The 13,524-nt window shown below is 72.2% G+C and carries 10 protein-coding genes; 7 read left to right on the plus strand and 3 right to left on the minus strand.

All coding sequences use genetic code 11. The features are described from left to right. The 3 genes from AAHZ94_RS15575 to AAHZ94_RS15585 all read right to left on the minus strand — a co-directional run. Positions 1 to 938 (minus strand): acyl-CoA thioesterase (locus AAHZ94_RS15575; RefSeq protein WP_349993475.1); only part of this gene is annotated, 938 nt, incomplete at its 3' end. Between the two features lie 34 nt (positions 939 to 972). Then, the gene (locus AAHZ94_RS15580; protein WP_349993476.1) at positions 973 to 2,130 is read right to left on the minus strand and encodes an acyl-CoA dehydrogenase family protein; all 1,158 of its coding nucleotides are present in this window, start codon (positions 2,128 to 2,130) and stop codon (positions 973 to 975) included. Positions 2,131 to 2,253: 123 nt separating this feature from the next. After that, entirely contained in the window at positions 2,254 to 2,862 is a 609-nt protein-coding gene (locus AAHZ94_RS15585) for an SACE_7040 family transcriptional regulator (protein ID WP_349993477.1), read from the minus strand. Positions 2,863 to 2,963: 101 nt separating this feature from the next. Here AAHZ94_RS15585 and AAHZ94_RS15590 point away from each other — a divergent pair, with 101 nt between their 5' ends. The 7 genes from AAHZ94_RS15590 (at position 2,964) to glmS (ending at position 13,114) form a co-directional block, all read left to right on the plus strand. Next, entirely contained in the window at positions 2,964 to 4,610 is a 1,647-nt protein-coding gene (locus AAHZ94_RS15590) for a carboxyl transferase domain-containing protein (RefSeq protein WP_349993478.1), read from the plus strand. 286 nt (positions 4,611 to 4,896) lie between these two features. Then, positions 4,897 to 7,107 (plus strand): acetyl/propionyl/methylcrotonyl-CoA carboxylase subunit alpha, encoded by a 2,211-nt coding sequence (locus AAHZ94_RS15595; protein ID WP_349993484.1) that lies wholly within the window; start codon positions 4,897 to 4,899, stop codon positions 7,105 to 7,107. Continuing rightward, on the plus strand, positions 7,104 to 8,057 hold the full coding sequence (locus tag AAHZ94_RS15600) for a hydroxymethylglutaryl-CoA lyase (RefSeq protein WP_349993479.1): 954 nt from the start codon (positions 7,104 to 7,106) through the stop codon (positions 8,055 to 8,057). Before AAHZ94_RS15595 ends, AAHZ94_RS15600 begins: the two co-directional genes overlap by 4 nt. Before the next feature lie 2 nt (positions 8,058 to 8,059). Beyond that, positions 8,060 to 9,226, plus strand: coding sequence for an acyl-CoA dehydrogenase family protein (locus AAHZ94_RS15605; RefSeq protein ID WP_349993480.1), 1,167 nt, complete (start codon positions 8,060 to 8,062; stop codon positions 9,224 to 9,226). Positions 9,227 to 9,430: 204 nt separating this feature from the next. Further along, positions 9,431 to 10,333 carry a DUF4429 domain-containing protein gene (locus AAHZ94_RS15610; RefSeq protein WP_349993481.1) on the plus strand — a complete coding sequence of 301 codons (903 nt, stop codon included), beginning with the start codon at positions 9,431 to 9,433 and terminating at the stop codon, positions 10,331 to 10,333. An 86-nt stretch (positions 10,334 to 10,419) separates the two neighbouring features. Next, positions 10,420 to 10,719, plus strand: coding sequence for a hypothetical protein (locus AAHZ94_RS15615; protein ID WP_349993482.1), 300 nt, complete (start codon positions 10,420 to 10,422; stop codon positions 10,717 to 10,719). Between the two features lie 574 nt (positions 10,720 to 11,293). Beyond that, positions 11,294 to 13,114, plus strand: coding sequence for a glutamine--fructose-6-phosphate transaminase (isomerizing) (glmS, locus tag AAHZ94_RS15620; protein ID WP_349993483.1), 1,821 nt, complete (start codon positions 11,294 to 11,296; stop codon positions 13,112 to 13,114). Positions 13,115 to 13,524 lie beyond the last annotated feature (410 nt).

Raw genomic sequence — 13,524 nt, forward strand, 5'->3', positions numbered from 1 at the left:
GCGCGCCCGCGGGCCGCCGGGGCGGCCCCGTTCGGGGCGCCGCGCTGCCCGGCGTGCCGTCGGGGCACCCGGATCAGCCCCTCCTGGATCACCGAGACCGCCAACTGGCCGTCCGCCGTGTAGATCCGGCCCTGGCCGAGCCCGCGGCTCCCCGAGGCGGACGGGCTCTCCTGGTCGTACAGCAGCCACTCGTCCGCCCGGAACGGCCGGTGGAACCACATCGCATGGTCCAGGCTGGCACCCACCACGTCCCCGGCGACCCAGCCGCCGCGGCCGTGGGCGAGCAGGATCGAGTCGAGCAGGGTCATGTCGGAGACGTAGGTGACCAGGCAGACGTGGAGCAGCGGGTCGTCGTGCGCGCCGTCCAGTTTGCCGTTGGTACGGAACCAAACCTGGGAGCGCGCCTCGCGCGGCTGGCCCGCGGTGACGAACGGCGGATCGGCCACGTACCGCAGGTCAACCGCGGCCCGGGCCCGTACGAGGCGCGGGATGACGGTGGGGTCGGGGAACCGGTCCGCGTGCCGGTGCAGCATCTCCTCGGTGGTCGGCAGCGTCGACGGATCGGGCGCCGCCGGCATCTGCGCCTGGTGTTCGAGCCCGGCCTCCACCCGCTGGAAGGAGGCCGAGAGGTGGAAGATCGGCAGCCCGTGCTGAACGGCGACCACCCGGCGGGTGGTGAAGGACAGCCCGTCGCGGATGCGGTCCACGGTGTAGACGATGGGTGCGCCGGGGTCGCCGGGGCGCAGGAAGTACGCGTGCAGGGAGTGCGGGGGGCGATCGGCGGACACGGTGCGCCCCGCGGCGATCAACGCCTGGGCCGCCACCTGTCCGCCGAACACCCGCGGCACCAGTGAAGGACGGCTGACACCTCGGAAGATGTCCTCGTCGATCCGCTCCAGATCGAGCAGGTCGAGCAGGTCAGTAAGGGGTTCGCGCATGGTGGTCGCTCACGCTCGGTCGGTGCGCCCGCGGCTACAGGCCCATGGACTTGGCGATGATCGTGCGCATGACCTCGCTGGTGCCGCCGTAGATCCGGTTGACCCGGTTGTCGCCGTACAGGCGCGCGATCGGGTACTCCATCATGTAGCCGTAGCCGCCGTGCAGTTGGAGGCACTTGTCGATGACGACCGCGGCCCGCTCGGACGCGAAGAGCTTGGCGGACGCCGCGTCCGCCGGGCTCAACTCGCCGGCGTCGTGCGCCTCAAGCGCCCGGTCCACCACGGCCTCCAGCGCGTCCACGTCCGACTTGCAGTCGGCGAGCACGAACTTGGTGTTCTGGAAGGACGCCACCGACTTCCCGAAGACCTCGCGCTCCTGCACGTACTGCTTGGCGAACTCGACCGCGGCTGCGGCCTGGGCGTACGCGCCGACCGCGATGCCGAGCCGTTCCTGCGGCAGGTTCTGCCCGAGGTACGCGAACGCCTCGCCCTCCGCGCCGAGCCGGTCGCCGACGGGCACCTTGACGTCGTTGAAGGCGAGTTCGGCGGTGTCGGAGGTCCGCAGGCCCAGCTTGTCGAGCTTGCGGCCGACCGTGTAGCCCTCGGACGAGGTGTCCACGGCGAGCAGCGTGATGCCCGCGCGGCGGTCCTCGGCGCTGAGCGGGGCGGTGCGCGCACAGACGATGACCCGGTCGGCGAGCACCCCGCCGGTGATGAACGTCTTGGCGCCGTTGAGCAGGTAGTACGTGCCGTCGTCGGACAGCTTGGCGGTGGTCCGCATGCCCGCCAGGTCGGAGCCGGTACCGGGCTCGGTCATCGCGATGGCCATCATCATGTCGCCGGTGATGAACGGCGGCAGCCAGCGCCGCTTCTGCTCATCGGTGGCGTACGCGAGCAGGTACGGCAGACAGAGCGCGGTGTGCACGCTGGAGCTGCCGAAGCTCACTCCGGCGCGGGCGCACTCCTCGGTGATGATCGCGTGGAACTTGAAGCTGGTCTCCCCCGCGCCGCCGTACTCCTCGGGCACCTCGATGCCGAAGACGCCCAGCTCACCCAGCTTCTTGTAGAAGTCGCGCGGCGCCTGGCCGGCCTCAAGCCACTGGTCGTAGACCGGCGCGACCTCGGCCGCGATGAAGTCGCGGATCGTCTGCCGAAACGCCTCGTGGTCCTCGTTGAACACCGTACGGCGCACGCTGTCTCCTCCTAGAGCGGCCTCGATCGCGAGCCCGGGAGTTTGACTAAGCGCTCGCTCAGTAAAGTTACCTGCGGGTTGATACCACTGTCCAGAGAGGCGCGACGCCGAGCGGCGCCCGGGTCAGAGCGCGTCCAGCGCCCCGTGCGCGAGCCGCCGCAGCAGCGCCGCGGTGTCCTCGCGGCCGGGCAGGAAGTTGGCGTGGCCGAGGTGCGGCGTGGAGTTGAGCAGCCCGAACACCGCGTGCACGGCGGCCCTGACCTGCGCTTCCGGCGCATCGGGGCGCAGTTGCCGCACGACCTCAACCCATAGCTCGACGTACTGCCGCTGGAGCTGGCGCACCAGCTTGCGGTCGCTCTCCTTGAGCTGGCCGAGCTCCCGGTCGTGCAGCGTGATCAGCGGCCGGTCGTCGAGGGCGAAGTCGATGTGCCCGTCGATGAGCGAGCCGAGCACGTCCCGCGGGCCGGCCGCCGCTTCGGCCGCCTCCGCGACCCGCCGCTTGCCGCCGGCGAGCAGCCGGCCGCTGATGCCCACCAGCAACTCGGCGAGCATCGCGTCCTTGCCCGCGAAATGGCGGTAGAGGCCGGGGCCGCTGATGCCGACGGCGGCCCCTATCTCGTCGACGCCGACGCCGTGGAAGCCACGGGCGGCGAAGAGCCGGGCAGCCTCGGCGAGGATCTGCTCCCGCCGAGTGGGGGCAGGGGCCTGGGTCCGCGCAACTGGTTCGCTCACGAAATCCATTCTAGACAGAAGCGTTAATGAGCGTTAACCTGAAGCCATCAGTTAACGCTCATTAACCGTACGCTCTTCAACCGTGCAAGGGGGCCCGACGCATGGGGCAGGCACCAGTGCTGGCCAGCGGCGCCGATCCGACATCCGACGCCTGGCGGGCGAACGAGGCGGCGCACCGGGAGCTGGCGGCGCAGTTGCGCGAGAAGCTCGCTGCGGCGCGGCGCGGCGGCGGCGAGCGCGCCCGGGCCCGGCACACCGCGCGCGGCAAGCTGCTGCCGCGCGATCGGGTCGACGCGCTGCTCGATCCGGGCTCGCCCTTCCTTGAGCTGGCGCCGTTGGCGGCCGACGGACTGTATGACGGCCAGGCCCCGGCCGCCGGCGTCATCGCGGGGGTGGGCCGGGTAGCGGGCCGCGAGGTGGTCGTGGTGGCCAATGACGCCACGGTCAAGGGCGGCACGTATTACCCCATGACGGTCAAGAAGCACCTCAGAGCCCAGGAAGTGGCCCTGGAGAACCGCCTCCCCTGCCTCTATCTGGTGGACTCGGGCGGCGCCTTCCTCCCGATGCAGGACGAGGTCTTCCCGGACCGCGACCACTTCGGCCGGATCTTCTACAACCAGGCACGGATGTCCAGCGCCGGCATCCCGCAGATCGCCGCGGTCCTCGGCTCCTGTACGGCCGGCGGTGCGTACGTGCCGGCAATGAGCGACGAGGCGGTCATCGTCCGCGAGCAGGGCACGATCTTCCTGGGCGGACCGCCGCTGGTGAAGGCCGCCACGGGCGAGGTGGTCACCGCCGAGGAGCTGGGCGGCGGCGAAACCCACTCCAAGACCTCCGGCGTCACCGACCACCTGGCCGAGGACGACCCGCACGCCCTGCGCATCGTGCGCACCATCGTCTCCACGCTGCCCGAGCGGGGCCCACTGCCCTGGTCGGTCGAGCCGGTCCGGGAGCCCGCGGTCGACCCCGCGGGGTTGTATGGAGCGGTCCCGGTGGACTCGCGCACGCCGTATGACGTGCGCGAGGTGATCGCCCGGGTGGTCGACGGTTCGGAGTTCGCCGAGTTCAAGGCGGAGTACGGGACGACGCTGGTGACCGGCTTCGCCCGCATCCACGGCCACCCCGTCGGCATCATCGCCAACAACGGCATCCTGTTCTCCGAATCCGCCCAGAAGGGCGCCCACTTCATCGAACTGTGCGACCAGCGGGGCATCCCCCTGGTCTTCCTCCAGAACATCTCCGGCTTCATGGTCGGCAAGCAGTACGAGGCGGGTGGCATCGCCAAGCACGGCGCCAAGATGGTGATGGCCGTCGCCTGCGCCCGGGTGCCGAAGCTGACGGTGGTCATAGGCGGTTCCTACGGCGCCGGCAACTACTCCATGTGCGGGCGCGCCTATGCCCCCCGCTTCCTGTGGATGTGGCCCAACGCCAAGATCTCGGTGATGGGCGGAGAGCAGGCGGCCTCGGTCCTGGCGACCGTCAAGCGGGACCAGTTGGAGGGGCGGGGCGAGGAGTGGAGCCAGGAGGACGAGGAGTCCTTCCGCGCCCCGATCCGCGCCCAGTACGAGACCCAGGGCAACGCCTACTACGCCACGGCACGGCTGTGGGACGACGGCGTGATCGACCCGCTGGAGACCCGTACGGTGCTCGGTCTGGCCCTCACCGCCTGCGCCAATGCGCCGCTGCCCGGCACCCCGGGGTTCAGCAGCGCGGACGCGGCCCCGGGCTACGGCGTCTTCCGGATGTGAGGAGCGCACCATGACACATCCCCACCCGCCCACGGGCCCCGTCCCGGCCGCGGCCACCGGCCCCGCGGGCGAGGGCCCACGGGACGGGACGACGCCCCGGCAGGCCCGGCCGGCCCAACGGCAGGCCGAGCAGATCCGACAGGCCGAGCAGGCTGAGCACGTCCGGCAGAGCCAACAGAAGACGTACACAGCGACAGAGACGACCGGAGGGACCGCCGCGCAGCCGGCGGCCCATCAGACGCCCGGCCAGCGGGCCGGACGGGAGGCGGAGCGGGTGACAGCGGCGATGTTCGACACCGTGCTGGTCGCGAACCGTGGCGAGATCGCGGTCCGGGTCATCCGCACCCTGCGTGAGCTCGGGGTGCGGTCGGTGGCGGTGTTCAGCGACGCGGACGCGGACGCGCGACACGTCCACGAGGCGGATACGGCCGTGCGCATCGGCCCGGCGGCGGCGGCCGAGAGCTATCTGTCGATCGAGCGGCTGCTGGACGCCGCGCGGCGCAGCGGGGCGCAGGCGGTCCACCCGGGGTACGGCTTCCTCGCCGAGAACGCCGCGTTCGCCCGGGCCTGCACCGATGCCGGCCTGGTCTTCATCGGCCCGCCGGCCGGGGCCATCGAGCTGATGGGCGACAAGATCCGGGCCAAGGAGACGGTCCGCGCGGCCGGGGTGCCGGTCGTGCCCGGTTCATCGGGCAGCGGCCTGAGCGACGCGCAACTGATCGAGGCGGCGCGGGAAATCGGCACGCCCGTGCTGCTCAAGCCCTCGGCCGGCGGCGGCGGCAAGGGCATGCGCCTGGTGCGGGACGAGGCCCTGCTCGCCGACGAGATCGCGGCGGCCCGCCGGGAGGCCCGCGGCTCCTTCGGCGACGACACCCTCCTGGTCGAGCGCTGGGTGGATCAACCCCGGCACATCGAGATCCAGGTGCTGGCCGACGCCCACGGCAAGGTGATCCACCTCGGCGAGCGCGAGTGCTCCCTCCAGCGCCGCCACCAGAAGATCATCGAGGAGGCGCCCAGCCCCTTCCTCGACGAGGCCACCCGGGCCGCCATGGGGCAGGCCGCCGTCCAGGCCGCCCGCTCCTGCGGCTACACCGGGGCCGGCACGGTCGAGTTCATCGTGCCGGGCGGCACGCCCAGCGCCGATGGCGGGCAGGGCCGCCCCGGTGACTACTTCTTCATGGAGATGAACACCAGGCTCCAGGTCGAGCACCCGGTCACCGAGTTCATCACCGGCATCGACCTGGTCGAATGGCAGCTCCGGGTGGCCGCGGGTGAGCCGCTGCCCTTCACCCAGGAGGACATCACCCTCATCGGACACGCGGTGGAGGCCCGTATCTGTGCCGAGACCGTGCGGGCCACGCCCGACGGCGAGCGGGTGGACTTCCTGCCGTCGGCGGGCACGGTCACCGCGCTCGGCGAGCCGTCCGGCGAGGGCGTGCGGGTCGACTCCGGCCTGTCGGCCGGCAGCGACGTGGGCACGGCCTACGACCCGATGCTCGCCAAGGTCATCGCGTACGGGCCGGACCGGGCCACCGCGCTGCGCCGGCTGCGCGCGGCACTCGCCGAGACCACCATCCTCGGCCTCGACACCAACACCGCGTTCCTGCGCCGACTGCTCAACCATCCCGCCGTGGTCTCCGGCACGTTGGACACCGGGCTCGTCGACCGGGTCGCCGCCGCGCTGACCCCGGCCGAGATCCCGGCCGAGGTGTACGGGGCCGCAGCGCGGTTGCGACAGGCAGCGCTGGAGCCGGCCGCGTCCCCGGGCTCCGCCGGTCAGCCCGCGGTTGCCCCCGCGGGCAGCGGCTGGACCGACCCGTTCTCGCTGCCCACCGGGTGGCGGCTGGGCGGCGAGGGCGCGCCGACGGTGCACCCGCTGCGGGTGCCCGGCCACGATCCGGTGACCGTCCGGGTGCGCGGCCGGGCGCACGACGCGGTGGTGACCGTGGCGGACGGCGAGCCGGTCAGCGCCCGGCTGGTCACCACACGGGCGGCCGGCGGCGTGCAGCAGGTGCTCGTGGAGTGGGCCGGGCTCACCCAGGTGTTCGCCCACTCCGCCGCCCATGGTGAGGCCGGGCGCGGCGGCGCGTGGCTGGCGCGGGACGGCGACGTGTGGCACGTCGCGGACCATGACCCGGTGGAGGCCGCGTTGCGCGGCGGCGCGGCCGGGGCGCATGCGGGCGCGTTGACCGCCCCCATGCCGGGCACGGTCACCGTGGTCAAGGCGGCCGTCGGCGACGTGGTGACGGCCGGCCAGGGGCTGCTGGTCGTCGAGGCGATGAAGATGGAGCACGTCATCGTGGCCGCCCACGACGGCACGGTCACCGAGTTGGACGTGACCCCCGGGAGCACCGTCGCCATGGACCAGGTGCTCGCCGGCGTCACCCCGCACGAGACGGCCGAGGCCGCTCCCGCGCACCAGAGCGCGACCGACGGCGCTCCTGACCGCACCCGCACCGCCGGTGGCCCCGGCGCGCAGCAGGAGGGCACGCGATGATCGAGGGACTGCCGATGGCCGTTCCGGCGCCGGGGCTCCCGGCCCGGGTGCGCATCCACGAGGTGGGCGCGCGCGACGGCCTCCAGAACGAGAAGGCGATCGTTCCGGTCGAGGTGAAGGCGGAGTTCATCCACCGCCTCGCCGACGCCGGCCTCACCACCATCGAGGCCACCAGCTTCGTCCACCCCAAGTGGGTGCCCCAACTCGCCGACGCGGAGCAGTTGATGCCGCTGCTGGCTGACCTTGGCGGCCCTGGCGTGGGCCTGCGGCTCCCGGTGCTGGTGCCCAACGAGCGGGGCCTGGAGCGCGCCCTGGCGCACGGGGTGCGGGAGATCGCCGTGTTCGGCAGCGCCACCGAGTCCTTCGCCAAGGCCAACTTGAACCGCACGGTGGACGAGGCGCTGGAGATGTTCGCGCCGGTGGTCGCCAGGGCGACCGAGGCCGGCGTGCGGGTGCGCGGCTACCTCTCGATGTGCTTCGGCGACCCCTGGGAGGGCCCGGTCCCGCTGGCCCGGGTCGCCGACGTCAGCCGCCGCCTGATCGACCTCGGCTGCGACGAGTTGAGCCTTGGCGACACCATCGGGGTGGCCACGCCCGGCCACGTCAGCGCCCTGCTGGCCGCGCTCAACCAGGCCGGGGTGCCGACCGAGCAGATCGGCGTGCACTTCCACGACACGTACGGCCAAGCCCTGGCCAACACCCTCGCCGCGCTCCAGCACGGCGTGACCACCGTCGACGCCTCGGCGGGCGGCCTCGGCGGCTGCCCGTATGCGAAGAGCGCCACCGGCAACCTCGCCACCGAAGACCTCGTGTGGATGCTGCACGGCCTCGGCATCGAAACCGGGGTCGACCTCGGCCGACTCACCGCCACGAGCGTGTGGATGGCCGACCGGCTGGGCCGTCCCAGCCCCTCCCGCACCGTTCGCGCCCTCTCCCACAAGGAGTCGTAGCCATGTCTCTCGACCACCGCCTGTCCGCCGAGCACGAGGAGCTGCGCAAGACCGTCGAGGCGTTCGCGCACGACGTCGTGGCGCCGCAGATCGGCGAGTACTGGGAGAACCACGCCTTCCCGTACGAGATCATCCGCGAGATGGGCCGCATGGGGCTGTTCGGGCTGCCCTACCCGGAGGAGTACGGCGGCATGGGCGGCGACTTCCTGGCGCTGTGCCTGGCCATCGAGGAGTTGGCCCGCGTCGACTCCTCCGTCGCGGTCACGCTGGAGGCGGGCGTCTCGCTCGGCTCCATGCCGATCTACCTCTACGGCACCGAGGAGCAGAAGCGCACCTGGCTGCCGGACCTGTGCTCCGGTGCGGCGCTGGGCGCCTTCGGCCTCACCGAGCCCGGTGGCGGCTCCGACGCGGGCGGCACCCGTACGACCGCGCGCCTGGACGAGGAGACCGGCGAGTGGGTGATCAACGGCACCAAGTGCTTCATCACCAACTCGGGGACCGACATCACCTCCCTGGTCACCGTCACCGCCATCACCGGCCACAAGCCCGACGGCCGCCCGCGGATCTCCTCGATCATCGTCCCGTCCGGCACCCCGGGCTTCACCGTGGCCGCCCCGTACTCCAAGGTCGGTTGGAACGCCTCCGACACGCATGAGCTGGCCTTCTCCGACTGCCGGGTCCCGGCGGCCAACCTGCTCGGCGCCGAGGGCCGGGGGTACGCACAGTTCCTGCGCATCCTGGACGAGGGGCGGATCGCCATCTCCGCGCTGGCCACCGGACTCGCCCAGGGGTGTGTGGACGAGTCCGTTTCGTACGCGAAGACCCGTGAGGCGTTCGGCAAGCCGATCGGGGCCAACCAGGCCATCCAGTTCAAGCTTGCCGACATGGACATGCGTGCCCACACCGCGCGCATCGCCTGGCGGGACGCGGCGTCGCGGATGGCGCACGGCGAATCGTTCAAGAAGCAGGCGTCCCTGGCCAAGCTGTACAGCTGCGACGTGGCGGTCACCAACGCCCGGGAGGCCACTCAGGTCCACGGCGGGTACGGCTTCATGAACGAGTATCCGGTGGCCCGCATGTGGCGCGACTCCAAGATCCTGGAGATCGGCGAGGGCACCAGCGAGGTCCAGCGGATGCTGATCGCCCGCGAACTGGGCCTGGACGCCTGATCCACCACCCGCCCCGGGCCCACGCTTCGGACCACCGGGCTCCGCCGCCCGCCCCGGGCCCGCGCCTCGGACCACCGGGGCCCGGCGCCCGGGCCCGCGCCTGAGGCCGCCGTAGGCCCGCCCCCCTCCCGGGCCCGCGTCCAAGCCCCGCGCCGCCGCGGTCCAACCGTCGCGCGCCCGGGCCCGCGTGGGAGAATCCCGCCCATGGCGGAGATCACCCAAAGGGACGGCACCTGGACCTTCGACGGGGAGGCCGTACGGATCGTGCCGGGGCGGGACAAAGGTGTGAGCCCCGCCCGGCAGGCCATCGGCGAGCTGCTGGTGCCGCTCCAGGCGCTGGCCGGGGTCACCTTCGAGGCGGGGCGGAAGTCGGGCCGGCTGCGGTTGCGGCTGCGCGACGGGGCTGACCCGCTGCTCCAGGCGGTGGGGGGCCGGCTGCCGAGCGCCGCCGACCCGTACCAGCTCGCGGTCGAGGCGGACCGGATGGGCGTCGCCGAGTACTTCGTGGACGAGGTGCGGCACGCGCTGCTCCTGGAGAGCGTGCCGTCCACGCCGTGCCACCGCTATCTGCTGCCCGGCCCCTCGGTGCCGCTGTCGGCCTCCGCCGGCGACGCCACGGCCTCCTTCGACGGCGAGAACATCCGCCTGGAGTGGAACTGGAAGACGGAGGACTCCAAGAAGTCGGCCGGCACCCAGGTGTTCGCCCTGGCCGATGTGGATGCCGTGGAGTGGCTGTGGCCGGCCGGTCTGGAGAACGGCTACCTGCGGTTCGTCGTGGCCAAGGCGCCGACCAATTCGCCGCCGAAGTACGACCCGCGCTCCGTCGAGCTGTACGGCTTCAAGAAAGATCCGCTGATGGCCCTGGTCGGGGCAGCCGTCGTGGCTCGGATGCCGCACCCGGCCGCGCCGCCGGAGCCCGCTGCCACGGCCGCCGCGGCCCCCGCCCCGGCGCTCGCCCCGGCCGCCGCCGCGCCAGCCGCCCCGGCCGAGGTCGATCACGACGCGCTGCTGCAACGGCTGCGCGAACTGGGTGAGCTGAGGAACGACGGGATACTCACCGAAGAGGAGTTCACCGCCGCGAAGAAGGCCCTGCTGCGCCATTTCTAGGCCATTGGCCCGTACCTTCGGCGTCCGCCTGCCCGATATCGGGCAGACTTCTTGCGAAACTCGTCGCCGCCGCGCAGTATCGACGGGTGTTCGATCGCCGTAGCCGAAGTTCCGACGCCGGCCAGTCGCCCCATGAGGACCTGGTCGACCATCTGGTGCGCAGTTCGCCGCTGGGACGCGGCGAGGCGGCCCGGGTGGTGCTGGACGTCCTGGCGTACTTCGACGAGACGGCGGAGGAATTCGTTCGACGCAGACACCGCGAACTCCAGTCCGCAGGGCTGACGAACGCGGACATCTTCGAACGGATCGAGGCCGAACTACCGCACCGCGCGGTGGCCCCGCCCGCGCTCTCGCTGCGCCAACTCCGCCGCATCGTCTACGGCTAGGGCCCCCACCCCGAACCGACCGCCCCGGGCACACCCGCACTCGGACGCGCCCGGGACCCACCGCATCACCGCATCACCACACCGCCGAAACACCACGGCAGCAGGCACCACCAGCAACAGACGCCACCGGCAAACAGCGCCGACACGGGCGTAGACACAGACACAGGCACAGACACCACAGCAGTAGGCAGCACCAGACAACAGCAAGCAACCGACAGCAACGGCACCACACCGGAACGTGGCGGCGCACCCCTCCGCACCCCACGCACCACACACCCGCCGCACCCGCACCCGCGTTCCACCACCCCGCGAACCACCCACGTGCCCCGGCACCCCGGCGCCACCCGGACACCCCACCCCGGGCAGCGCCCCGTACCGCCAACGGCACAGAGCACCACCGACGGCATAGGGCACCACCGTCAACGCAAGCCACCACCAACGGCCAGCCGCACAAGCACCACGGAAGGCGCAAGGCACCACGCACGGCGGGCGAAAGCGGGCAAACAGGGCAGAAAACAGCAGAAGAGCGGCGAGCGACCCCGGTGTACCGCCACCAGATGGAAGGAAAACCCTCATGTGCGGCATTGTTGGATATATCGGCAAGCGCGATGTTGCGCCCCTCCTCCTTGAGGGGCTCCAGCGCCTTGAGTACCGCGGTTACGACTCCGCCGGCATCGCCATCCACGCCGCCGGCAAGACCGGAGGGCTGAAGACCGCCAAGGCCAAGGGCCGGGTCAGGGAGCTGGAGTCGAAGCTGCCCAAGCGGTTCGCCGGCACCGTCGGCGTCGCGCACACCCGCTGGGCCACCCACGGCGCCCCCAACGACGTCAACGCCCATCCGCACCAGGACGCGGACGGCAAGGTCGCCATCGTGCACAACGGCATCATCGACAACGCCGCCGCCCTGCGCACCAGGCTGAGCGCGGAGGGCGTCACCTTCGAGTCCGACACCGACTCCGAGGTGCTCGCCCACCTCATCGGCCGCTCCCCGGCCGCCACCCTGGAGGAGAAGGTCCGCGAGGCGCTACGGCTGATCGAGGGCACGTACGGCATCGCGGTGCTGCACGCCGACTTCCCCGACCGGATCGTCGCGGCCCGCAACGGTTCGCCGGTGGTGCTGGGCATCGGCGAGAAGGAAATGTTCGTCTCCTCCGACGTGGCGGCGCTGGTCAGCCACACCCGCCAGGTCGTCACGCTCGACGACGGCGAGATGGCCACCCTCAAGGCCGACGACTACCGCACCTACACCACCGAGGGCAGCCGCACCTCCGCCTCGCCGACCACGGTGGAGTGGGAGGCCGAGTCGTACGACATGGGCGGCCATGACACGTACATGCACAAGGAGATCTGCGAGCAGCCGGACGCGGTGGACCGGGTCTTGCGCGGGCGGATCGACGACCGGTTCTCCACCGTGCACCTCGGCGGGCTCAACCTGGACGCCCGCGAGGCGCGCGGGGTGCGCCGGGTGAAGATCCTCGGCTGCGGCTCGGCGTACCACACGGGCCTGATCGGGGCCCAGTTGATCGAGGAGCTGGCCCGCATCCCGGCCGACGCGGAGCCGGCGAGCGAGTTCCGCTACCGCAATGCGGTGGTCGACCCGGACACCCTCTACATCGCGGTGAGCCAGTCCGGCGAGACGTACGACACGCTCGCGGCCGTTCAGGAGTTGAAGCGAAAGGGCGCCCGCGTCCTCGGCGTGGTGAACGTCGTCGGCAGCGCCATCGCCCGCGAGACGGACGGCGGCGTGTACGTGCACGCCGGCCCGGAGGTGTGCGTCGTCTCCACCAAGTGCTTCACCAACACCGCCGTCGCCTTCGCCCTGCTCGCGCTGCACCTCGGCCGCATCCGCGACCTGTCCGTGGCCGACGGCAAGCGCATCATCGCCGGCCTGCGCAAGCTCCCCGAGCAGATCGCGGAGGTGCTGCGCGGCGAGGAGGAGATCAAGAAGCTGGCAGGGCTGTACGCGGACGCCAAGAGCATGATGTTCATCGGCCGGGTACGGGGCTACCCGGTGGCGCGCGAGGCGTCCCTGAAGCTCAAGGAGGTCAGTTACGTGCACGCCGAGGCGTACCCGGCGTCCGAGCTCAAGCACGGCCCGCTGGCGCTGATCGAGCCCGAGGTGCCGACCGTGGCGGTGCTCCCGGACGACGACCTGCTGGAGAAGAACCGGGCGACGCTCGAAGAGATCAAGGCCCGCAGCGGTCGCATCCTCGCCGTCGCGCACCGGGAGCAGGAGAAGGCGGACCACACCATCGTGGTACCGCGCAACGAGGTCGAACTCGACCCGATCCTGATGGGCATTCCGCTCCAACTCCTCGCGTACCACTCGGCGTTGGCGCTCGGCCGGGACATCGACAAGCCGCGCAACCTGGCCAAGTCGGTGACGGTGGAGTAGCCCACCCGCGAGCGTGCCGGCGCCGGCCGGGAGCAGGCCGGCGGCGGCCGGCGAGGTCGCCGAGGCGTCGGCCGTACGGGACGCGCGGGCCGGCGGGGGCGCCGTGCGGCCAGTTGTACGGGACGCACCGGTCGGCGACGGGGGCGCCGCGTGACCGGCCGTACGGGACGCGCGGGCCGGCAGGGGGCATCGTCGGAGCGGTCGTACGGGACGCGCGGGCCGGAGTCGCAGGCGCCGCGGACGACAGCGGAAAGGTGGGGGGGCCCCCCGGGCCCCCCCCCCCCCGGGCGGCCCCCCGCACCGCCCGCCCCCCCCGGCAACCTCCGCACGCCGCCCCCCCCGGTCAACGGCCCCCCCGGGGGGCCCCCCCCCGCGGCCGGCGACGCGGTCTTCACGCCGGGCCTCGCCGG

The sequence above is a fragment of the Streptomyces sp. HSW2009 genome (genome assembly GCF_040240285.1).
GTDB lineage: Bacteria > Actinomycetota > Actinomycetes > Streptomycetales > Streptomycetaceae > Streptomyces.